This window comes from Rhizobium atlanticum (assembly GCF_030182485.1).
Lineage (GTDB): Bacteria > Pseudomonadota > Alphaproteobacteria > Rhizobiales > Rhizobiaceae > Rhizobium.
Genome location: NZ_JAQJCJ010000012.1, coordinates 142,248 through 164,227, shown reverse-complemented (window position 1 = coordinate 164,227; position 21,980 = coordinate 142,248). Strand labels below are relative to the sequence as shown.

General features: G+C 59.8%; 22 protein-coding genes. 13 read left to right on the top strand and 9 right to left on the bottom strand.

Annotated features, from left to right (window positions below; all coding sequences use genetic code 11):
* Positions 1–23: 23 nt before the first annotated feature.
* Positions 24–368, top strand: coding sequence for a glycine zipper domain-containing protein (locus PH551_RS18705; protein ID WP_085779156.1), 345 nt, complete (start codon positions 24–26; stop codon positions 366–368).
* A 9-nt stretch (positions 369–377) separates the two neighbouring features.
* Positions 378–776 (top strand): hypothetical protein, encoded by a 399-nt coding sequence (locus PH551_RS18700; RefSeq protein ID WP_285194323.1) that lies wholly within the window; start codon positions 378–380, stop codon positions 774–776.
* A 347-nt stretch (positions 777–1,123) separates the two neighbouring features.
* Here the strand turns inward: PH551_RS18700 and PH551_RS18695 are convergent, their stop codons facing one another.
* Entirely contained in the window at positions 1,124–1,681 is a 558-nt protein-coding gene (locus PH551_RS18695; protein WP_011426507.1) for an RNA polymerase sigma factor, read from the bottom strand.
* Positions 1,682–1,690: 9 nt separating this feature from the next.
* The gene (locus tag PH551_RS18690) at positions 1,691–1,897 is read right to left on the bottom strand and encodes a NepR family anti-sigma factor (protein WP_011426508.1); all 207 of its coding nucleotides are present in this window, start codon (positions 1,895–1,897) and stop codon (positions 1,691–1,693) included.
* Positions 1,898–2,148: 251 nt separating this feature from the next.
* On the opposite strand from PH551_RS18690, the gene PH551_RS18685 reads away from it, so the two are divergent.
* The 5 genes from PH551_RS18685 to treZ all read left to right on the top strand — a co-directional run bounded on the left by PH551_RS18685 (position 2,149) and on the right by treZ (position 9,358).
* Complete coding sequence (locus PH551_RS18685) at positions 2,149–2,943, top strand: response regulator (protein ID WP_020922074.1); 795 nt, start codon at positions 2,149–2,151, stop codon at positions 2,941–2,943.
* A 193-nt stretch (positions 2,944–3,136) separates the two neighbouring features.
* On the top strand, positions 3,137–4,132 hold the full coding sequence (locus PH551_RS18680) for a sensor histidine kinase (RefSeq protein ID WP_176536356.1): 996 nt from the start codon (positions 3,137–3,139) through the stop codon (positions 4,130–4,132).
* 399 nt (positions 4,133–4,531) lie between these two features.
* On the top strand, positions 4,532–5,893 hold the full coding sequence (locus tag PH551_RS18675; RefSeq protein WP_285194322.1) for an NAD(P)-dependent oxidoreductase: 1,362 nt from the start codon (positions 4,532–4,534) through the stop codon (positions 5,891–5,893).
* A gap of 15 nt (positions 5,894–5,908) precedes the next feature.
* Positions 5,909–7,222 (top strand): NAD-dependent dihydropyrimidine dehydrogenase subunit PreA, encoded by a 1,314-nt coding sequence (preA, locus tag PH551_RS18670; protein ID WP_285194321.1) that lies wholly within the window; start codon positions 5,909–5,911, stop codon positions 7,220–7,222.
* A 141-nt stretch (positions 7,223–7,363) separates the two neighbouring features.
* Complete coding sequence (gene treZ, locus PH551_RS18665) at positions 7,364–9,358, top strand: malto-oligosyltrehalose trehalohydrolase (RefSeq protein WP_285194320.1); 1,995 nt, start codon at positions 7,364–7,366, stop codon at positions 9,356–9,358.
* Here the strand turns inward: treZ and PH551_RS18660 are convergent, their stop codons facing one another.
* From PH551_RS18660 to PH551_RS18645, 4 genes are all read right to left on the bottom strand, one after another.
* Positions 9,359–10,195 carry an SIR2 family NAD-dependent protein deacylase gene (locus PH551_RS18660; RefSeq protein WP_483315430.1) on the bottom strand — a complete coding sequence of 279 codons (837 nt, stop codon included), beginning with the start codon at positions 10,193–10,195 and terminating at the stop codon, positions 9,359–9,361.
* Positions 10,196–10,334: 139 nt separating this feature from the next.
* Positions 10,335–10,769 carry a DUF6766 family protein gene (locus tag PH551_RS18655; RefSeq protein WP_285194318.1) on the bottom strand — a complete coding sequence of 145 codons (435 nt, stop codon included), beginning with the start codon at positions 10,767–10,769 and terminating at the stop codon, positions 10,335–10,337.
* Between the two features lie 67 nt (positions 10,770–10,836).
* A complete protein-coding gene (locus tag PH551_RS18650; RefSeq protein WP_285194317.1) occupies positions 10,837–11,874 on the bottom strand; it encodes a TIGR03885 family FMN-dependent LLM class oxidoreductase in 1,038 nt (345 codons plus the stop codon).
* On the bottom strand, positions 11,871–12,122 hold the full coding sequence (locus PH551_RS18645) for a hypothetical protein (protein ID WP_285194315.1): 252 nt from the start codon (positions 12,120–12,122) through the stop codon (positions 11,871–11,873). The genes PH551_RS18650 and PH551_RS18645 overlap by 4 nt, the downstream gene beginning before the upstream one ends.
* A 296-nt stretch (positions 12,123–12,418) precedes the next feature.
* Here PH551_RS18645 and PH551_RS18640 point away from each other — a divergent pair, with 296 nt between their 5' ends.
* Positions 12,419–14,065 (top strand): glycoside hydrolase family 13 protein, encoded by a 1,647-nt coding sequence (locus PH551_RS18640; protein ID WP_285194313.1) that lies wholly within the window; start codon positions 12,419–12,421, stop codon positions 14,063–14,065.
* Between the two features lie 99 nt (positions 14,066–14,164).
* On the opposite strand, the gene ftrA is transcribed toward PH551_RS18640, so the two are convergent.
* Complete coding sequence (gene ftrA, locus PH551_RS18635) at positions 14,165–15,163, bottom strand: transcriptional regulator FtrA (RefSeq protein WP_285194311.1); 999 nt, start codon at positions 15,161–15,163, stop codon at positions 14,165–14,167.
* A gap of 69 nt (positions 15,164–15,232) precedes the next feature.
* Between ftrA and PH551_RS18630 the strand changes: the two genes are divergently transcribed.
* The gene (locus tag PH551_RS18630) at positions 15,233–15,643 is read left to right on the top strand and encodes a rhodanese-like domain-containing protein (RefSeq protein ID WP_285194309.1); all 411 of its coding nucleotides are present in this window, start codon (positions 15,233–15,235) and stop codon (positions 15,641–15,643) included.
* Between the two features lie 40 nt (positions 15,644–15,683).
* Here PH551_RS18630 and PH551_RS18625 read toward each other — a convergent pair whose 3' ends face one another.
* Positions 15,684–16,706 (bottom strand): zinc-dependent alcohol dehydrogenase family protein, encoded by a 1,023-nt coding sequence (locus tag PH551_RS18625; RefSeq protein ID WP_285194307.1) that lies wholly within the window; start codon positions 16,704–16,706, stop codon positions 15,684–15,686.
* 102 nt (positions 16,707–16,808) lie between these two features.
* On the opposite strand from PH551_RS18625, the gene PH551_RS18620 reads away from it, so the two are divergent.
* Positions 16,809–17,708, top strand: a complete 900-nt coding sequence (locus tag PH551_RS18620) for a LysR family transcriptional regulator (protein ID WP_285194305.1) — start codon at positions 16,809–16,811, stop codon at positions 17,706–17,708.
* Between the two features lie 29 nt (positions 17,709–17,737).
* On the opposite strand, the gene PH551_RS18615 is transcribed toward PH551_RS18620, so the two are convergent.
* Complete coding sequence (locus tag PH551_RS18615) at positions 17,738–18,382, bottom strand: TetR family transcriptional regulator C-terminal domain-containing protein (RefSeq protein WP_085779165.1); 645 nt, start codon at positions 18,380–18,382, stop codon at positions 17,738–17,740.
* A gap of 299 nt (positions 18,383–18,681) precedes the next feature.
* Here PH551_RS18615 and PH551_RS18610 point away from each other — a divergent pair, with 299 nt between their 5' ends.
* Genes PH551_RS18610 through hydA form a run of 3 tightly spaced genes read left to right on the top strand, consistent with a single transcriptional unit; the run spans position 18,682 to position 21,976 of the window.
* The gene (locus PH551_RS18610) at positions 18,682–19,935 is read left to right on the top strand and encodes a Zn-dependent hydrolase (RefSeq protein WP_085779166.1); all 1,254 of its coding nucleotides are present in this window, start codon (positions 18,682–18,684) and stop codon (positions 19,933–19,935) included.
* The gene (locus PH551_RS18605; protein WP_285194301.1) at positions 19,935–20,525 is read left to right on the top strand and encodes an endonuclease domain-containing protein; all 591 of its coding nucleotides are present in this window, start codon (positions 19,935–19,937) and stop codon (positions 20,523–20,525) included. The genes PH551_RS18610 and PH551_RS18605 overlap by 1 nt, the downstream gene beginning before the upstream one ends.
* Positions 20,522–21,976, top strand: coding sequence for a dihydropyrimidinase (hydA, locus tag PH551_RS18600; RefSeq protein WP_285194300.1), 1,455 nt, complete (start codon positions 20,522–20,524; stop codon positions 21,974–21,976). Before PH551_RS18605 ends, hydA begins: the two co-directional genes overlap by 4 nt.
* Positions 21,977–21,980: the final 4 nt, after the last annotated feature.

Sequence of the window (21,980 nt, the reverse complement as noted above, 5' to 3'; positions counted from 1 at the left end):
CGCCCCAGCCAATGGAGACAGCCATGAGCTATTCTATCTTCCAGTCCGGCCGCAGCCGCCGCAACGGCACCTTCCACCATCTTGAATCCGGGATCGAAGAACAGATCGAGGCATTGCGCGACGAGCTCGCCGAACTGACGCGCCTCGTCGGCAAGAACTCGCGCCACCAGAGCGAGAAGATTCGCAGCCAGGCTAGCGCCGGCTTTGAGGAACTGCTCGGCCGCAGCGAGGAACTGCTGCGCGAGCTGCAGCACGGTTATGAGCGCGGCGCGACCGAAATGCGCGAGACGGTGCGCAATCATCCGCTGGCAACCATCGGCGCCGCTGCCGCTTTGGGCTTGGCCATCGCCTTCCTCGCCCGTCGCTGAGGAAGCTCGATGCTCTCGATCCTCAGTCTGCTCACGGGCGCGAGCGTGCATCGGACCGTTGCGCGCGTCAAACGTAACAGCATCTTCGTCGCGCTTGCCGCGCTGTTCCTCCTTACAGCCTATGCGCTGGCGGTGGCCGCCGGCGCCATTTGGCTCGCCGGCATCTACGGTCCCCTCGCCGCCGTCCTCTTCCTGGCCTTCGGCGCGCTGCTGATCGCAATCATCATGCTGGTGGTGATGTCGATCATCAACGCCCGCGAGGCACGTCGAGCCCGCAATCGCCGAGCGGCGCTGGAATCTCTGGCGACAGTAGGCATCGGCCTCGTCCGCGCCCAGCCGCTGCTCACTGCCGGCGTCCTGGCGGCCATCGTCGCGGCCAATCTGATCGGCTCGAAGCGGGAGGATTAGGGGAGCCACTCGCTCGCCCACAAGAAGAGAGGTAGGAAGGTGTGCTATCCCTTTCTACACGCAAGCAGAAGATTGGGACAAGACTCCCACTCCACTCTCCCTCACCTGTGCTCGTCACAGGAATCCAGCCACGGCGCGTCTGCGCCGTGAATGAAAAAGCTTCAAAGGTTAGAGTCGTTCGCGGCCAACGACTTGGGCGCGCTGGATTCCTGTGACAGGCACAGGAATGAGGGAGGAGAGGTAGTGCCTCGAATAACAACCACCGTACAGCGTCCTCCCCGTGCAACGAAGCAAAACGCCGGCGCGCCCAAGAAGCAGCCGGCGTCCTTTTCAAGCAGAGTCGCTTCTCAGAACGCAAAAGCCTTCGATGTTAGAGGCGCCGAAGTGGCGTCGGGGCCGAAATCGGCCTCGCCTGAAATCTGCAGCAGTTCCTGCAGGCGCTGCCGCGCGCGGTTGACGCGGCTCTTGATGGTGCCGACGGCGCAGCCGCAGATTTCGGCGGCTTCCTCGTAAGAAAAGCCCGAAGCGCCGACGAGGATGATCGCTTCGCGCTGGTCCGGCGGCAACTGGTCGAGCGCCTTCTTGAAATCCTGCAGGTCGAGCGCGCCATATTGCGAGGGATGCATCGCCATCGATTCCGTGAACAGCCCGTCGCTGTCCTGCACCTCGCGGCCACTCTTGCGCATCTGGCTGTACAACTCGTTGCGCAGGATCGTGAAGAGCCAGGCCTTCATATTGGTGCCCATCTCGAAATGATCCTGCTTGGCCCAGGCTTTCATGATGGTGTCTTGAACGAGATCATCGGCGCGATCGTGCCGTCCGATCAGCGAAATGGCAAAAGCGCGAAGGCTAGGGAGGGCCGCCAGCAATTCCCGCTTGAAGCTGGGTTGCAGTTTCTCTTCCATGCGACGATCCTATTCGGCCATCTTGGCAGAAGCCATCATTTCAGCATGGTCGAGCTTTTCGAGAAGATCGAGAAAACGATCGGGGATCGCCTCTTCTTGTGCCGCGGCATAGAGCGACCGCAGCTTGACGCCGATCTGGTTGTTCGGGTCCAGAATATCGCTTGCCCGCAGCTCCAGCTTCCGCTGATCCGCCGCCTCTTTATTGCGTGTAGTCATCAACTCGTCTTCTCACCGTTATCTGTTACAAAGGCGTGCAATCAAGAGATCAACCACCGAGACCGACCGTTCCACTATCGATATCGCTGATATTTGCCGCGGCATGGATCAAAATGCTACGCTCGCCCTTTCTTTGTCGGGTGGAATAATGCGGCGCGACAAAAAAAGTTCCTACAGTTCCGGAACTTTTTTACCAAGGCAGCGTTAACTGGCCATTGAACCTACGACCGGCCTGCATACGGGAGCCTTTAATGACACTTTCCACTCGAATTGCGCCGCACCTTCCTTATCTGCGTCGCTATTCCCGCGCCCTTACCGGCACCCAGACTTCAGGTGACGCTTACGTCGCTGCCGTTCTTGAAGCCATTATAGCCGATTTGTCGATTTTCCCGGATACGGCCAATGACCGGGTCGCGCTTTACAAACTGTTCACGCAACTATTTGGTTCCACTGCGGTGCAGATTCCGGAGCCGACTTCCCCTTATGCATGGGAACAGCGCGCCACACTCAATCTGTCCAAGGTTTCCCCCGGCGCTCGCCAGGCTTTTCTGCTCGCGTCGGTGGAGAATTTCCGCGTTGCAGAAATCGCGGAAATTCTCGAACTCGATGAACAGGATGTCATGCAGTTGCTCGACAAGGCCTCGCAGGAAATCTCCCGTCAGGTCGCAACCGACATCATGATTATCGAGGATGAACCGCTGATCGCCATGGATATCGAGCAGATGGTCGAGAGCCTCGGCCATCGCGTCACCGGCATTGCCCGCACGCACGCCGAAGCCGTCGCGCTCTACAACAAGACGAAACCGAGCATGGTGCTCGCCGACATCCAGCTTGCCGACGGCAGTTCCGGTATAGACGCGGTCAACGACATCCTCAAGACGTCGAGCGTGCCGGTGATCTTCATCACCGCATTCCCGGAACGGCTTTTGACGGGCGAACGCCCCGAACCCACTTTCCTCGTCACCAAACCGTTCAATCCCGACATGGTCAAGGCCCTGATCAGTCAAGCGCTTTTCTTCAATGAATCGACCAAGGTAGCCGCCTGAGACGCAATTTTCCGGTTCTCGGAACCAAACCGCCGAGACAGGCGTTCCGGTGCTACCGGGGCGCCCCGATGGCTTTAACGGTTTTTGCAGCGCTTTATTCTAGAGTTGGCAGGCGGTTTCTGGCGGGGCGTTCCGTTCAGCGATGCTCCGAGATGTCACAGGGAAAGGCGGCCGAGTGAATACGACTGAACCATTGTCGGGCACGCCTTTCACCTTCGAAGGCAAAGCCGCAATGATGGAGCGGGCGCTCGGCAGCGCCGGGATTTCGATCCTCTGCCAGGACGCCCGGCTTTCAATCTTCTACGCCGAAAATCTGCCGCCGCATTTCGCAGCGCTTTTTATGCCCGGCGGCAGTGATTCCGCCCTTTTCGGTGATGTCCATGGACAATATCTGACGGCGCTGAAGCGCAAGGTGCTGGAGACTGGCATTCCCAACAATGCCGAGGTCGAAATCGATGTCGACGGCGAACTGCGTACCTACGAATTGAAGATCCAACGCACTGGCGACCGCGGCACGCTTGGACTTCTGTCCGTGATGACGGAGGTCACTGAAAGCCGGCATCGCGAAAAAGTGCTGAAATCGCTGCTGCGTGAGCTCTCGCACCGCTCGAAGAACCTTCTCGCTATCATTCAGGGCATTGCGACTCAAACAGCGCGCAACACGCTCTCCCTCGACAGCTTCCTCCTCAAGTTCCGCGGCAGGCTGCAATCGCTTTCGAATTCCCAGGACCTCGTCACGGATTCCAGCTGGCGGGGCGCCTATCTCTTCGAACTCGCTGAAAAACAGTTCGCTCCCTACTGGCCGGAGACATCAGGCTCCATGCCGATCTACGGCATCAATGCCCATCTGACGCCGAATGCCGCCGTGCATCTCGGCCTCGCCCTCCACGAGCTCATTGTCAACTCCGCTTCCTACGGGGCAATATCAGGCGGCGCCGCCTCAATCACGTTGAACTGCCGCGAAGCGATGATCAACGACAGGAAGGCGATCGAGATCGCCTGGGCCGAAGTGCTGCAGGATCAGTCTGAAGTCCACGAATTCAGCGATAACAGCTTCGGCCGCACCGTGCTGGAGCGTGTCGTACCCTCGTCGGTCAACGGCAAGGCGGAATTGAACCTCGTGCCCGGCCGTATCGAATATCGGCTGACTATTCCGGAAACCGAATTCGAGATCTTCAAGCGAGTGTGAAGAGCGACACCACAACGAAAAACAGCCGGTGCGAGGGCGGCGCACCGGCTGTCTTCACTCACCGGGAGGGGACCGTGAGTACGTCCGGATAGTGGGTTGGGGGCGCGCATGTTGGGTCGATGCGATCACCATCCGGATACCGCAATAACGGCGAAGCTTAAGTTTGGTTCCCTGCCATTCGAAAAAAATCGTGTTTTTTTAATCTTTTTTCCGATGCTCTTTCCTCGCCGCACGCTCAGATAAATCATCGGTCAAAACTGAAGAAATTAATCTTTAAAAAACAGTTATTTACCGGCACCTCTTCCAGGAGGATCCGTCAAAATTTTACCGTTTGATAAATTTTTAAACCTGAGTTACGCTTTCCCTCACAGGCCGTTTACCAATAATGAGGGAACTTCAATGGAACGACTGGAAACTGGGATTCATGCCGGCCGGCTTTCGCCCGCCGAGTATGAGGCTAATTTTTCCGACCTGCATCCGCGCCTTGACAATCACGAGGCGCTGGTCGCCGCCGACCGCTGTTATTTCTGTTATGACGCGCCGTGCATGACGGCCTGTCCCACCTCGATCGACATTCCGCTTTTCATCCGCCAGATTTCGACCGGCAATCCGCTGGGTTCGGCCAAGACGATCTTCGACCAGAACATCCTCGGCGGCATGTGCGCCCGCGTCTGTCCCACCGAAGAGCTCTGCGAACAGGCCTGCGTGCGTAACACGGCCGAGGAACGGCCCGTCGAGATCGGCCGCCTGCAGCGTTATGCGACCGATGCCGCCATGCAGGTCGGCAAACAGTTCTATGTCAGGGCCGAAGCGACAGGAAAGAAGATCGCCGTCGTCGGCGCCGGCCCGGCAGGTCTTGCCGCCGCCCATCGTCTCGCCGTGAAGGGTCATTCCGTCACGATTTACGACGGCAGGGAAAAATCCGGCGGCCTCAATGAATACGGAATCGCCACCTATAAGACGGTCGACGATTTCGCCCAGCAGGAAGTTGATTACATCATCTCGGTCGGCGGCATCGACGTCCGTCACGGCGCTCTCCTTGGCCGCGATTTTTCGCTCTCCGATCTGCAGTCGCAATATGACGCCGTCTTTCTGGGCATAGGTCTTGCCGGCGTCAATGCGCTGCGTATCGAAGGCGAAAACCTAGCCGGCGTCGAGGACGCCGTAGATTTCATCGCAGCGCTCCGCCAAGCTGAAGACAAAAGCGAAATCGCGATCGGCCGCCGGGTCGTCGTGCTCGGCGGCGGTATGACGGCGATCGACGCTGCCGTGCAGGCAAAGCTGCTTGGCGCCGAAGAGGTGACCATCTGTTACCGCCGCGGCAAGGAGCACATGAACGCCTCCGAATACGAGCAGGATCTGGCCAGCTCGAAGGGCGTCATCATCCGCCACTGGCTGGCGCCGAAATCGATCCTGTCGCAGGACGGCAAAGTTGCCGCGATCGAAGTGGAATACACCAAGATCGTCGAAGGCCGTCTCGTCGGCACCGGCGAGACCGGCGTGATTGCCGCCGACCAGATCTTCAAAGCGATCGGCCAGACCTTTGATGCCGGGGGCCTTGGTTCGCTGCGCATGGAGTCCGGCCGCATCGCGGTCGACGTCGAAGGCCGCACCTCGCTCGACGGCGTCTGGGCCGGCGGCGACTGCGTCTTCGGCGGCGAGGACCTCACGGTTTCCGCCGTCGCCCACGGCCGCGACGCGGCTGAATCCATCCATCGCGCCCTCTCCGCAACAGCCGCTCCGGCTGTCGCGGTTGCTTGAAGGGGAGAATGAACAATGGCTGATCTCCGCAACAATTTTGTCGGCATCAAATCCCCGAACCCGTTCTGGCTGGCATCCGCGCCGCCGACCGACAAAGCCTATAACGTCGAGCGCGCCTTCAAGGCCGGCTGGGGCGGCGTGGTCTGGAAGACGCTCGGCGAGGAAGGCCCGCCCGTCGTCAACGTCAACGGCCCGCGCTACGGCGCGATTTTCGGCGCCGACCGCCGCCTGCTAGGCCTCAACAATATCGAGCTCATCACCGATCGCGACCTCTATACAAACCTGCGTGAAATGAAGCAGGTGAAGATGAACTGGCCGGATCGGGCGCTGATCGCCTCGATCATGGTGCCCTGCGAGGAACAGGCCTGGAAGTCGATCCTGCCTCTGGTCGAGGAGACCGGCGCCGACGGCATCGAACTCAATTTCGGCTGTCCACACGGCATGTCGGAGCGCGGCATGGGCTCCGCCGTCGGCCAGGTCCCGGAATATATCGAAATGGTCGTCCGCTGGTGCAAGCAGTACACCCGCATGCCCGTCATCACAAAGCTGACGCCCAACATCACTGACATCCGCCGCCCCGCCCGCGCCGCCAAAGCCGGCGGCACCGATGCCGTCTCGCTGATCAATACGATCAATTCGATCGTGTCGGTCGATCTCGACAACTTCGCTCCCAACCCGACGGTCGGCGGCAAGGGCAGCCATGGCGGCTATTGCGGCCCGGCGGTCAAGCCGATCGCTCTCAACATGGTCGCCGAGATCGCACGCGATCCCGAAACCTACGGCATGCCCATCTCCGGCATCGGCGGCATCACCACCTGGCGGGACGCGGCCGAATTCCTGGTTCTCGGCGCCGGCAACGTTCAGGTCTGCACGGCGGCGATGACCTATGGCTTCAAGATCGTGCAGGAGATGATAACGGGTCTCTCCGACTGGATGGACGAAAAGGGCCATCGCAATCTCGACGACATCACCGGCCGCGCAGTGCCCAACGTCACCGACTGGCAGTATCTGAACCTCAACTACGTCGCCAAGGCGAAGATCGACCAGGATGCCTGCATCAAATGCGGCCGCTGCCATATCGCCTGCGAAGACACCTCGCACCAGGCAATCACCAACGTCGTCAACGGGCTACGCCATTTCGAGGTGATCGAAGAGGAATGCGTCGGCTGCAATCTCTGCGTCAACGTCTGCCCGGTCGAGAACTGCATCACCATGGAACCGCTTGCCGCCGGCTCCATCGACAAACGCACCGGCCGCGTCGTCGATCCGAACTATGCCAACTGGACGACCCACCCGAATAATCCGATGACCCGCCAGGCGGCGGAGTGACGGCTTCGCAACGCCGCGGACCAGCGCGTCCGCGGCGTAACGCTAGATTGCAAATCCGGATTTCCGGCTTGATGGACGACCCTGAAGCGGGAACATCATGAGGCTGCCGAAGTTAGCGCAGGCGATCTCCGCGAGAGAGCCATGCACGACCACTCAAGCAGCGAAAAATCGAGACCGGCACCCCCCCGTTGGAGCCGACGCCTCCCGATCGGAGCGGAGGTTGATGCCGGCGGCGTTTGGTTCCGGCTATGGGCCCCTGCCAGGGAACGCTGTTTCCTCATCATCGAGGAAAATTCCGGATATGAGATGACGGCGGAGGAAGGCGGCTACTTCTGCCTCTATCTGCCCGGTCTGGCTGCAGGGACGCGATACCGGTTTCACTTTGAGGACGCAGGTGATCTTCTTGCCGATCCTGCCTCGCGTTTTCAGCCGGAGGGTCCATCGGGGCCATCAGTCGTCGTGGATCCGACGCGGTATCAGTGGCGCGATCACCATTGGCAAGGAATGTCCCCCTTCGGAGCCGCTCTCTATGAGATGCACGTCGGCACCTTCACAAGGGAGGGGACCTTTGCGGCGGCCAGGGAAAAGCTGGCAAGACTCAGGTCGATTGGCATCAACTGCCTGGAAGTCATGCCGATCAACGAATTTGAAGGCGAGTTCGGCTGGGGTTACGACGGCACGTTGCTCTATGCTCCGACCCGACTCTATGGACCACCGGACGATGTGCGCGCCTTTGTCGACGAAGCCCACCGAATCGGCATTGGGGTGATCCTCGACGTCGTCTACAATCACTTCGGTAAAGGTGAGCGTTTTTGCGAATTCACACCAGACTATTTCACCGAGCGTTATTCGAACGAGTGGGGCAAGTCGATCAACTTCGATGGACCGAACAGCCGTGGCGTTCGCGAGTATGTCGCAAAGAACGCGGCTTATTGGATCGACGAATTTCATTTTGATGGACTGCGCATCGATGCAACGCAGGCCTTATTCGACTCAAGCCGCGAACACATCGTCACGGTTATCGCCAGGGAAGCTCGCGCAGCAGCGAGACAGCGTCAAATCTATCTCGTCAGCGAAAATGAGCCGCAACAAACCAGTATGGTGCGGCCGGCTGAGGTGGGAGGGCATGGGCTGGACGCCTTGTGGAATGAGGATTTCCACCGCTCCGCGACAGTGGCGCTGACGGGCCGCAACGAAGCCTATTTTCATGATTATTGTGGTACCGCTCAGGAGCTCGTTTCTGCCGCCAAATATGGCTGCCTGTTTCAGGGACAAAGATATGATTGGCAGGACAAACCACGGGGCACTGCGGGGCTCGACCTCAAGCCGTGGAATTTCGTACACTTTCTCCAAAACCACGATCAAGTCGCTAACTCCGGCACAGGAGCGAGGATCGGCCACATAACATCGCCGGCTCGCCTTCGAGCCCTGACGGCGCTCCAGCTGCTGGGGCCGCAGACCCCCATGCTCTTTCAGGGGCAGGAGTTTGGTTCCTCTTCCCCGTTCTATTATTTCGCTGATCACACCGGAGAAATCGCCGACATCGTACGGCAGGGACGGCGCGATTTTATCAGTCAATTCCCGAACCTGCGGGATGAAGAACTCATCAGACACATGGCGGATCCATGTGCTCGCGAGACGTTCGACAAGGTGAAGCTTGATTGGGCCGAATGGGAGAGGAACGCGGCAGTCGTTCAGCTTCATCGCGACCTGCTGAATCTGCGTCAGACAGAAAAGGCATTTTCCCGCCAAGCCTGCGCCCGTGACGGGCAATTGGACGGCAGTATCTTGCCCAGCGCCTCCAGCACCGCCTTCCTCCTCAGATTCTTCGCGGAAAAACCGTCTGAGGAGAGACTATTGCTGATCAACTTCGGCAATGATCTCGTGATCGACAGTCTGCCGGACCCGCTTTTTGCTTCACCAAGAGGTCACCAATGGCATCTCTGGTGGTCGAGTGAAGATGCCGCCTACGGTGGCAGCGGGCGCCGCCCCTATGACTTTCAGAAGCGTTGGGTATTGAACGGGGATATCGCCCTGGTTCTCGCCCCCGTCAAAGTCGACAACCGGCAAAACGCCTCGGCAGTGCCAATGGAGGAATGGCAGGCCGGCATTTTGCGAGCCGGAGACTCCTGGTAGCTAACGGCAGGCACCCGGGCTTCGGCGTTCAAGCAGACGTTCGAGGAACTGAGCGAGGGAGTGGCCTGAATTCTCTCCCTCGCCACTGAGGACGGTAACACCCCACCTCTTTAGAACATGCACCTGGACTTCGGTTGGCTCGTGCATGAAGAGAAAAAGCGGTGGTCGGTGTCGGTCCAGTCCTGTCCGCCGCCATGTTGACCATAAGTGATGCAGCAAAAAGCGAATATTCAGATCGGACATGCTGTAGCCGATGAACAGCAACGTCGAGGCGAAGGCATCGCTCCTGAATTTAATATCCAAGGGAGCGTCGAATGAGAGGCGGTCGAAATAATCCGACTCGGTCAGCACCAGCGTGTCGGGATCGGAGAAATCACCGTGGTACTTGACGATCTGCGTTTTGCCGGCTGGCGCGGCCGCCATGTCTTTCGCACTTGTGATCCGGGTGAACGGCCGCTCGAATGTCTCATAGGACATTTCGAGATTTGCATCATAATTTGTGGTGTAAACGAGAGGAAAGTCCAGTTCCACGATGAGCCGATGCAACTCCGAACTCCTCAGTTGCTCCGGCGAAATCTGCCACTCGTGCTTCATCCATGCGACCAACTGAGACAATGACCCGTGCTTCAGCCGGTAATATTCGGCGATTTCCTGATAGGTGGTGCCGTGCTCGGCGGCGAACGACGACGGCAGGCCGAGATCCACCAACATGTGGTCGATGAGGCAGGTCCACGACGGCAAGCCGACATTCATCGATATGCCTGCCCCAACGAACAAGATGGCCTGCCGGCGTTCAAGCGCACCGGCGATCGCCATTATCTGTTCATCGTGTGGCACAAATCCTCCTGACTGCCATAGATCGAACGTCGTCTGGAGGGACTTGTTTCCGTTCGCTAGCGTACCTCCGTGAGGTGCCTAAGCGGCCGGCTGCAAGGATGCAACCGAACCGGCAGCTCCGTGGTCCAGCTTAGCCTGCCTAAGTGGCGTCGCCGGTCCTCTGGGGGCCCCTACGCGTCTCCAGCTCGTGGGCGTAGGGACCCGCATGTCCACCGGTTCTCATGAAGTGTTTGTCGATCTCGGCGATGATCGCTTCAGCCTTCTCTCCGCCATTTAATCTGATCAGAGCGTCCAGCTTCGCTTCGGTGCGATCATCGTTTTCCTTCGAAGACGGAGAGCCGATATAGAGAAAGTAGGCAAGACCGACGACCTGCCAGAGCAACTGCAAGAATTCGGACTGCCAGTTTTCAAAGGTGTCTCGGCTCATCTCCATCAGGTAGGCATTGATATCAGGGGCTTGACCGTGGCTCTGTTGCTCGCCGACAAAGGCGAACCAGCCAAATAACCAATGGCCGGCGAGCGAAAATAGAAAGAAGCCGACTGTGATCCAGGCGTAGGCGTATTTCTTGAACATGATACCTCCTTTGGACAGGCGACCGATGGGCGGCGTGCACGACCAGCCGCACTTTTTGAAGTCCTCATCAGCTGATACCTGGCCTGCCCTCCAAGTCCGCTCGGATCGAGAGATCGCCTGCAGCAATCGGCGCGCCGATGCTGAAAGCGGGCACGACCTCGTGTCCAAAGGTTTTGATGAACTCGCGCTGGTTGCGCCCGACATTGTGGATATAAATCTCTTCAAATCCCATCGCGATATCGGCCTTCAGCCACTCGACGTGCTGTTGCGGATCGGCCGAGATGCGCACATGCTCATCCATGTCTTCGGGCCGCACCTTCAGGCACGCCTCGTCGAACTCCTCCGGCAAACGAAGCGTTTCCGAGATCGCGGCCGAAATCGCGTTGCTCCGCCATTGGTCGAAAGCGTTTGCCCTCGCTTCGCCTTCGGAGTCGGCATAGGACACATGCGCCTGTAAATAGAGCGGCTTGTCCTTCCCGCCGCCACGGCGGAAGGCATCGACGACTTCGCCGAGCTTGTCGGGCGGCTGGTTGATGGTGATAAGCGCATCCGCCCATTCTCCCGCCCACTCGGCCGTTTCGGGCGAAAGAGCACCGACGACAATGCGGGGAAGCCTGTTCGACAGGGTATGGACCCGCGCCTGATCGACTTTGATCGGCGCTGACCGACTGACAAGCTTCCCCGACCATAAGTCCCGTATGATCTCGACCGCCGCTCGCAGTCGTTCATTTCTTTCTGCCTTGGAAGGCCAGCGTTCCCCCATGACGTGTTCATTCATGGCTTGCCCGCTGCCGACCGCGATCCACGGCAACCGTCCGGGAAACATCTCTGCGATCGTCGCGCCGGCCTGTGCAGTAATCGCCGGATGATAACGCCAGCCCATAGGGACGGTTATGATACCGAAGGGAATAGACCGCGTCGCCTGGAGGCCCGCCCCTAACCAAGCCCAAGCAAAGCCTGACTGACCCTGCCTCTCGCTCCATGGCGTCAGATGATCGGACGACATCACGGCGCCGAAACCTGCAGCTTCCGCCGCCTGCACATATCCAAGGAGCTCACTTGGCGAAAATTGTTCATGGGATGCGTGATAACCGATGAGCGTCATGATCCGTTTCCTTCCGAAACAAACCAATGGTTGGCATAGGGCTCGAGCTCCGGGCGTGGTTGGAGGATACCTTCGAACTCCACATCGCCGATGAGATCTCTGAACTTCCTGGGCTGCATGCCGCTAAAATCGATTTCCGTCTTGTAGGAAAACGGTCCGTCGGCGACGATCGGCTGACACAGTTTTCCGACATTCGCACTGGAGAACCCCGCCTTCTTCTCCGACCACCATTGCATCGGCAGCCGCACTGCTGGTCGCGGTGCTTGCCTAGGACGGGTTCTGCACCTTCGAATATGGAATAGCCTATGCATACCAGCTGCTGCTTCGGTTCGGCACCGCGACGGTCTCCCGATAATCTCTGTTGCCACACCTTCTAACGGTTCCGGAGGGAGGGGGTTCCTTGAGCCGCGCCACGGCTACGAACGGGAAGTTGGGATCAAGTCCGGCCCGATGGAACCCACGCGCACCACCGGTGTTCTCCCAAGATCCCAAACAAGTAGGAAAGCTTCCGATGGATCAGTCCACGACACCGCTGGGAGGTCCCATGCGATCACCTCTCCAACCGAAATGGTGGCATACGGCAACTGTCTATCAGGTCTATCCGCGCAGCTTCTGCGATTGTAACGGAGATGGCATCGGCGATATTCCGGGCATTACCTCCAAGCTCGATTACCTGAAGAAACTCGGGATCGACATCATCTGGCTGTCGCCGATCTACAAGTCGCCGATGGACGACAACGGCTACGACATATCCGACTATAGGGACATCGCCCCCGAGTTCGGCTCGCTCGCAGATTTCGACGAGTTGGTGGCGGAGGCGAAAGACCGCGGGATCGGCATCATGCTCGACCTCGTCGTGAACCACAGCTCCGACGAGCATCCGTGGTTTCTTCAATCTCGCCGCGACCTGGACAACCCATTCCGCGATTTCTACATCTGGCGCAAGCCCGCCCCGGACGGAGGACCGCCGAACCGGTTAACATCCTCCTTCGGCGGGCCGGCCTGGACGCTCGATCCCGCCACCGGCGAATATTACCTGCACATGTTTTCCCGTCGCCAGCCGGACCTCAATTGGGAGAGCGAGAAGGTCCGGGCGGAAATCTACGACATGATGAACTGGTGGCTCGAGCGCGGCATTGCAGGCTTCCGAATGGATGTCATCGACTATATCGGCAAGCAGGTGGATCAGGAGCTCGTCAAGGACGGACCACATTTGCACGATTATCTGCAGGAGATGAATGCCAAGACCTTTGGCAGCCGCGATATCCTGACGGTCGGCGAAGCCTGGAGCGCCACACCCGGCGCAGCGCTCCTCTATTCCGGGCGTGAACGCCGGGAACTGTCGATGATCTTCCAGTTCGAGCACGTCACCCAGCAATGGGACGCGGTTTATGGGAAATGGCGCCCGAAGCCGTTCGACCTCGTAAACCTCAAGACCGTCCTCAGCAAATGGCAGCTTGCTCTATCCGAAGATGGGTGGAATTCGCTCTTCTGGGGCAATCATGATCTTCCGCGCGCAGTCTCGCGCTACGGCAATATCACCGGCTATCACGTTGAGTCGGCGAAGATGCTGGCGACCGCGTTGCATCTCCTGAAGGGCACGCCTTTCGTCTATCAGGGCGAGGAGATCGGCATGACGAACGTTCCCTTCACCTCCATCGAACAGTATCGCGATATCGAAACTATCAACATGCACAGACTGCACGTGGAGGCCGGCCTTTCACCGGAGGAATTCATCCGCGGAGCAAACGAGAACGGCCGCGATAACGCCCGCACGCCGATGCAATGGAGTGCTGCCCCCTATGGCGGTTTTTCCACAGGCGTCCCCTGGATCGAGGTCAATCCCAATTATCCGAAGGTCAACGCCGAAGCGGCCATCAAGGACGAGAAGTCGATCTGGAATCATTATCGCAAGCTGATCGCTCTCCGGAAAACCCACCCTGTTATCGTTTATGGCGAGTACCGGTCCTGGCTCGACCAGCACCCCGATGTCTTCGTTTATACCCGCACGCTCGACAGGAGCTGGATCATCGTGGTCGCCAACTTCACACCCAGGGACATTATTCTGAGTTTGCCGACGGAGCTCGCTATCAACGGAGAATGCCTCATCTGCAATTATGAACCAGTGCACATGATCGGCGAAACTGTTGAGCTCAAGCCATACGAAACCTTCGCGATAGAATGTAAGTGAAGCTCTCGAGCCAATGCGCGCTTTGCCAACCGACGGAGTGACGGTTTTCGGCGATCTCGAACTCTTTGAAAAGTTGCACCCTATGTTGGCATGACGCGATCAGCCGCCGAATGACTTCCGATAGGCATGCGGGCTCGTGCCCAGCCGCTTGCGGAAGTGGTGCCGCATCGTCGCCAGCGTGCCGAAGCCGCTTGATATCGCGATATCGTCGAGCGATACGGCTAGTTCTCTTTCGAGAAGGTCGCGCGCATGGCGCAGCCGCTCCTTCAGCAGCCATTCGCCGACGCTGAGACCCGTCGTCGCTTCGAAGCGGCGCTGGAAAGTGCGTATGCTCATGCCGGCCCTTTTGGCGAGCAGGCTGATCGGCTGCTCCTCGGCAAGGCTTGCGCGCATCCAGTCGATCAGCGGGCTGAGGCGTATGCCCTCACGTTCCTCCGGAACCGGCGCGCCGATGAACTGCGCCTGCCCGCCTTCGCGGTGCGGCGGCACGACGAGGCGGCGGGCGACGCTGTTTGCCGCCTCCGAGCCGAAATCGCCGCGCACCACATGCAGGCAGAGATCGATGCCTGCGGCGCTGCCGGCCGCTGTCAGCAGGCTGCCCTCATCTATGTAGAGTACATCCGCGTCGAGCGTGATGTCGGGATAACGCGCCGCGATCGAGTTGACATAGCGCCAATGTGTTGTCGCCCTGCGGTTGGCAAGCAGTCCGGCGCCGGCAAGGACCGCAACGCCGGAACAGAGCGACATGATGCGCGCGCCGCGCTGATGCGCTGCCTTGAGAGCGGCGGCAAGCGGTTCCGGCACCGGCGCATCGATCGACCGCCAGCCGGGCACGACGATCAGGTCTGCCGCGTCGAGCACTTCCAGCCCCCTGTCGACCGCGACCGTCAATCCGCCGGCGGCGCGAAGCGGCCCCGGCTCGATGCCGCAGACGGAGAAGCGATACCACCCCTCGCCCATCTCGGGACGCGGCAGGCCGAAGACCTCATAAGCTATCCCGAATTCGAAGGTGCAGAGCCCGTCATAGGCAAGCACCGCGACCAGCGGTCCGTTCGTCTTCGGAGATATGTTTGGCATGATCTTTACGCTGTCAGTCATGATGGCCAATTTCGCCAAGCTTTAACATCGGCGATATCAGGGGGCAATCCAGCACGAAAGGAAAGACCGATGCCAAGCGCCGTCTCCGAAATCCCCGCCGCCGAGCCTGACCTCGCCGCCGCCCATTATGCCGCTAAGCTCGCCTTCGAGACCGATTGTTCGGATGTCCGCGCCGCTTTCGCAGCTGGAAAGGTCGATTTCGTTCTTCTCGATGTGCGCTCGCCGGCACTGTTTGCGCAGTCCCATGTGCCGGGCGCGATTAACCTGCCGCACGGCAAGATGACCGCACATCGCATGTCGGAATGGGCAAAAAACACGCTCTTCATCGTCTATTGCGCTGGTCCTCATTGCAACGGCGCCGACAAGGCGGCCTTTCGCCTTGCCAAGCTCGGCCTCAGAGCCAAGCTGATGATCGGCGGCATGACCGGTTGGGCCGATGAGGGTTTTGCCTTCGAAACCGAAACCATCGCTGCCGAATAACAGAAGGCTCCCCTCCACGATTCGCAGGGAGCCTCATGTCTCAAAACTCAATGACGATCTTGCCGAAGGGGCCTCGATAGAGATGATCGAGCGCCTGCGGCAGCTCTTCGAAGCCATAACGCCTGTCGATAACAGGCTTCAGCCCGGTCTGGTCGACGGCGCGCACCAGATCCTCCAGTGCCCTGCGGTGACCGACCGTAATTCCCTGCAGGACGGGCGCCTTGAGAAGCAGTGGCGCCACCGGCGCCGAAACCTCGAAGCCCTCGAACACACCGATCACCGAAATTCGGCCGTTGACCGCCACGGCCCTCAGCGCTTGGCCGAGATGCGGACCGCCGACGATTTCGAGCACATGGTCGGCGCCGTAATCGCCGGTCAGTTGATGCAGCCGCTCCACCCAGTCGCCCTCGTGCCGGTTGATCAGATGATCGGCGCCGAGCGCCAGCGCCCGGTCGAGCTTTTCGCTACTGGCTGACGTGATGAAGACCTCGGCGCCATGCGCCTTGGCGATCTGCAGGCCGAAGAGCGCGACGCCGCCGGTTCCCTGCACCAGCACCTTGTCGCCAGCCTTGAGCTTGCCGCATTCGATCAGTGCGAACCATGCCGTCAGTCCGGCGCAGGGCAGCGTGCTCGCTTCAGCGGCATCGAGCGTTTTCGGCGCATGCGTGAACCACTCCTCGGAAAACACGGTGTGTTCGGTCAGCACGCCCGGATGGAAGCCGCCGCGCGTCTGGTAGGGTAGATTACGCGCGTTGCCCGGGCCGCGTCCATCGATCCAATCCGGGGAAAAGGTGGATATAACTCGATCTCCGGGTTTGAAGCGTGTGACATCCGGCCCGACGGCCTCAACCACGCCTGCCATGTCCGAGGCCGGGACAAAGGGAAACTGCAGCGGCAGTCCCATGCCGCTTTCGAGCACAAGCCTGTCGCGGAAATTGAGGGAGACCGCCTGCGTCCGCACCCGGATCATGCTGCCAGACACGTCGGGAATTCTCGCTTCACCGATCTTCAGATTGGCCTCCGGCCCAACGGCATCGGTTTGCCACTGCTTTGTCGTCTGCATCTCCTGCTCCTTCTCGATTGGAGGAGCAGCAGGTATATCGTTGAATATTCATCGCCTGTTGCGATATTATGTCGTCGAACTGGTGCCATAAAGGAAACAAAGATGGAGCAATTGAAGGGGATTTCGATCTTCGTCCAGACGGTCGAAGCCGGCGGTTTCTCCGCCGCCGCCGAACGGCTTCACCTCACCCGCTCGGCAGTCAGCAAGACGATCGCAAGGCTCGAACAGCGACTCGACGTCCGGCTCTTCAACCGCACGACCCGGACCCAGAGCCTGACCGACGAGGGCCGGTTCTTCTATGAGCGCTGCCTGAAAGCTATCGAGGAAATCCGGATCGGCGAGGCCCAACTTGAATCGGGCAGGCGCGAGGTCCGCGGCAGGCTGAGGGTATCGATGCCGGCGCTGTTTGGACGCCATTGCGCCGCTCCGATCCTGACCCGCCTGCTCGACGACCACCCCGATCTCGAACTGGACTTATCCTTCAGCGATCGGGTCGTCGATCTCCTAGAGGACGGCTTCGACCTTGCCGTCCGCAACGGTCCGCTGAAGGACAATCCCGACCTGATGGCGCGAACGATCGCCCGGCAGTCCATGACGGTCTGCGCCTCGCCCGCTTATCTCGAAAACTATGGCGTGCCGCAAACGATCGACGATCTCGCCCGCCATCATGGCATCGTCTATCGCAGGGGTGACAATGACAAGGCTTGGACCTTCCCGGCTCCGGCCGGTCCCCCACGCGAAGTTCTGCCGAAATCACGGCTGCGGCTCGACGATCTCGCTTCGATCGCAGACGCCGCGGTTGAAGGCCGCGGGCTTGCCTGGCTGACCTGCTGGCTGGTGCGGGACAAGGTCCTCTCAGGTGAACTCGTGCGGGTTCTGACCGATACACCATCAACCATATTTGAAGCCTATGCCGTCTGGCCGCGATCGCCGGTGATGCTGCCGAAAGTGCGTCTTGCCATCGATACGCTGGCCGCGGAACTGCCGGCGATCATGAGCTGAAAAAGGCATCCTCTCAGGAAATCGAGCTGTTAGCCACCCTCCGGCCGCAGCCCGCCAATAAAGAGTTGCTCCAGAAACCGCGCGGCATCCTCGAAGCGCCCTTCGCCGGAATGTTCCTGCCCCAGCACCGCGCGCACCTGGACGTCGAAATCCGCATAGTGCTGGGTCGTCGACCAGATCGAGAAGATCAGGTGGTAGGGATCGCATTCGACGATCTTGCCTGATTTCGTCCAGGCGCGGATGACCTCCGCCTTCTCGTCGACCAGTTGCTTCAGCGGCCCCTTCAATTCGTCCTCGATATGCGGAGCGCCCTGCAGCACCTCATTGGCGAACAGCCGGCTCTCGCGCGGAAAATCGCGCGCCATCTCCAGCTTGCGCCTGATGTAGCTGCGGATTTCTTCTTCCGGATTGCCCTCGGCGTCGAAGGCCCGCAGCGGCTCCAGCCAGGTATAGAGGACCCGGTCGATCAGCGCCCGGTGCATCGCTTCCTTGGTGCGGAAATAATAAAGCAGATTGGGTTTCGACATGCCCGCGACTTCGGCGATCTGGTCGATCGTCGAACCGCGAAAGCCGCGTGCCGAAAACACGTCGAGCGCCGCCTCCAGAATCTGCTCTTCCTTCTCCTCCTGGATTCGCGTTCGCCTCTGGGTCTTCGCTGCTCTCGGAATAGCCATCGGCTATTGTTTCCCCTTGATATTCAACTTCTTCCCTCAAGTTTCGGCAGAGGCGACCCCTGGCGCTTTCTTGAGCAACTGCCCGCATTTTTATCGGCAAATTTCGTGATTTTCGTCTTGAGCCCCGCGGTGGAAGTTGTAATGTTTACCAATCGGTCAAATATCCGCCAGATGAAAAACAAAGGCAACTGGCGATTTTCCGGCGCTCGACAAAACCAACAACAGGCGCGGGAAAGGACCACGGGAACAGGCGGGCATGCCCCTTGCATGACTGCCGCAAACAGGTGAGGGCTTGAAGAATGGTGGCAGCACCAGGCGAGAACATGCGCATCAATGGCGACCGTCTCTGGGACAGTCTCATGGACATGGCGAAGATCGGCCCCGGAATCGCCGGCGGCAACAACCGCCAGACGCTGACGGATTCGGATGCCGAGGGCCGCAGGCTTTTCAAGACATGGTGCGACGAGGCCGGCCTGACCATGGGTGTCGACCGCATGGGCACGATGTTCGCCACCCGCCCCGGCACTGATCCCGACGCCCTGCCGGTCTATGTCGGCTCGCATCTCGACACCCAACCAACCGGCGGCAAATATGATGGCGTGCTTGGCGTGCTCTCGGCCCTCGAAATCGTGCGCACGATGAACGACCTCGGCATCAAGACGAAGCACCCCATCGTCGTCACCAACTGGACGAACGAGGAAGGCGCACGCTTCGCCCCTGCCATGCTGGCGTCGGGCGTCTTCGCCGGCGTGCACAGCCTGGACTTCGCATATAACCGCAGGGATCCAGAGGGCAATCTGTTTGGCGACGAGTTGAAGCGCATCGGCTGGGTCGGGGACGAAGAGGTCGGCGCCCGCAAGATGCACGCCTATTTCGAATATCATATCGAGCAGGGTCCGATCCTCGAAGCCGAGGAAAAGCAGATCGGCGTCGTCACCCACTGTCAGGGCCTGTGGTGGCTGGAATTCACGCTGACCGGCAAGGAGGCCCATACTGGCTCGACGCCGATGAACATGCGCGTCAATGCCGGCCTTGCCATGTCGCGCATCCTGGAAATGGTCCAAGGCGTGGCGATGAGCGAGCAGCCGGGCGCCGTCGGCGGCGTCGGCCAAGTCTTCTTCTCGCCGAATTCCCGCAACGTGCTGCCGGGCAAAGTGGTCTTCACTGTCGACATCCGCTCGCCCGACAAGGCCAAGCTCGATCGCATGCGGGCAAAGATCGAGGCCGAGGCTCCTGGCATCTGCGACGCGCTGGGCGTCGGCTGTTCCATCGAGGCGATCGGCCATTTCGCACCGGTCACCTTCGACGAAAAGCTCGTCACCTCGGTTCGCTCCGCCGCCGAACGGCTCGGTTACAGCCACATGAACATTATCTCCGGCGCCGGCCACGACGCTTGCTGGGCCGCCAAGGTCGCGCCTGCCACCATGGTCATGTGCCCATGCGTCGGCGGGCTCAGCCACAACGAGGCGGAAGAAATCTCCAAGGAATGGGCGACGGCCGGAGCCGATGTGCTGTTCCATGCGGTGGTCGAGACGGCGGAGATCGTGGTGTGATGTCTGCTGCAGAACCCGGAGCCCCCTCATCCGACCCTTCGGGCCACCTTCTCCCCGCTGGGGAGAAGGGAATGGCGAACGTCGCGGCTTCTCCCTTCTCCCCTCGGGGAGAAGGTGCCCGAAGGGCGGATGAGGGGGCTCCGGGCGCGACCAAAATTATCAAACAGGATATCCGCAAACATCGCCCAGTCAAAACAGCACAAGCTCGACAGCTTCGTCAAAACGAAACCGAAGAAGAATACCATCTCTGGAGCGACCTGCGCGCCCGCCGCTTGAACTGTTATAAATTTGCAAGGCAAGTCCCGCTTGGGCCATTCATTGTCGATTTCCTCTGTCGCGAAAAACAATTGATCGTAGAAGTCGACGGCTTCCAGCATGCCGAAAACGTCAGCGATCAACGCCGAACCGAATGGCTTGATGCAAATGGCTATTCTGTCCTGCGCTTCTGGAATCAGGAAGTCTCTCGCGAAAGACGCTCCGTACTCGAAACAATCCTGGCAGCATTGGAAGGCCGGCTTGAAGCCAGCGAGGAAACGCTCAGCTTCTATTCACCAGGCGAATCCAAAGAAAAGAAGAGGGAACGATCATGACCACAGTCATCAAGAACGGCACCATCGTCACGGCCGACCTCACCTACAAGGCTGACGTCAAGATCGATGGCGGCAGGATCGTCGAGATCGGTCCGAACCTCTCTGGCGACGAAACGCTCGATGCCTCCGGCTGTTTTGTCATGCCGGGCGGCATCGACCCGCACACTCATCTCGAAATGCCCTTCATGGGCACCTATTCCTCCGATGATTTCGAGAGCGGCACGCGCGCGGCGCTTTCCGGTGGCACGACCATGGTGGTCGATTTCGCCCTTCCCGCCCCCGGCCAGTCGCTGCTGGAGGCGCTGACCATGTGGGATAACAAATCGACCCGCGCCAATTGCGACTATTCCTTCCACATGGCGGTCACCTGGTGGAGCGAGCAGGTCTTCAAGGAGATGGAGACCATCGTCCGCGACAAGGGCATCAACACCTTCAAGCACTTCATGGCCTATAAGGGTGCGCTGATGGTCGATGACGACGAGATGTTCGCCTCGTTCCAGCGCTGCGCCGAGCTCGGCGCGCTGCCGCTGGTGCATGCCGAAAACGGTGATGTCGTCGCCTCGATGTCGGCAAAGCTGCTCGCCGAGGGCAATAACGGCCCCGAGGCGCATGCCTATTCCCGGCCGGCTGAAGTCGAGGGTGAGGCCACCAATCGCGCCATCATGATCGCCGACATGGCCGGCTGCCCTGTTTACATTGTCCACACCTCCTGCGAGCAGGCGCATGAAGCGATCCGCCGGGCCCGCGCCAAGGGCATGCGCGTCTATGGCGAACCACTGATCCAGCACCTGACGCTCGACGAGAGCGAATATTCCAATCCCGACTGGGATCATGCCGCCCGCCGCGTCATGTCGCCGCCCTTCCGCAGCAAGCAGCATCAGGATAGCCTCTGGGCAGGGCTCGCCTCCGGTTCGCTGCAGGTGGTCGCAACCGACCACTGCGCTTTCACCACGGCGCAGAAACGTTTCGGCGTCGGCGACTTCACCAAGATCCCGAACGGCACAGGCGGCCTCGAAGACCGCATGCCGATGCTCTGGACACACGGTGTCAACACCGGCCGACTGACGATGAACGAATTCGTCGCCGTCACCTCGACCAACATCGCCAAGATTCTCAACATCTATCCGAAGAAGGGCGCGATCCTCGTCGGCGCCGATGCCGATATCGTGGTCTGGGACCCGAACCGTTCGAAGGTCATCTCGTCCAAGACCCAGCAGTCGGCGATCGACTACAACGTCTTCGAGGGCAAGGAAGTGACTGGCCTGCCGCGCTACACGCTGACGCGCGGGGTCGTCGCGATCGAGGAAAGCACGATCAAGACCCGCGAGGGCCACGGCGAGTTCGTCAGGCGCGAACCGGTGACAGCCGTCAGCAGAGCGCTGTCCACCTGGAAGGAGATCACCTCTCCGCGCAAAGTGGAACGCAGTGGCATCCCGGCAACCGGCGTATGACGAT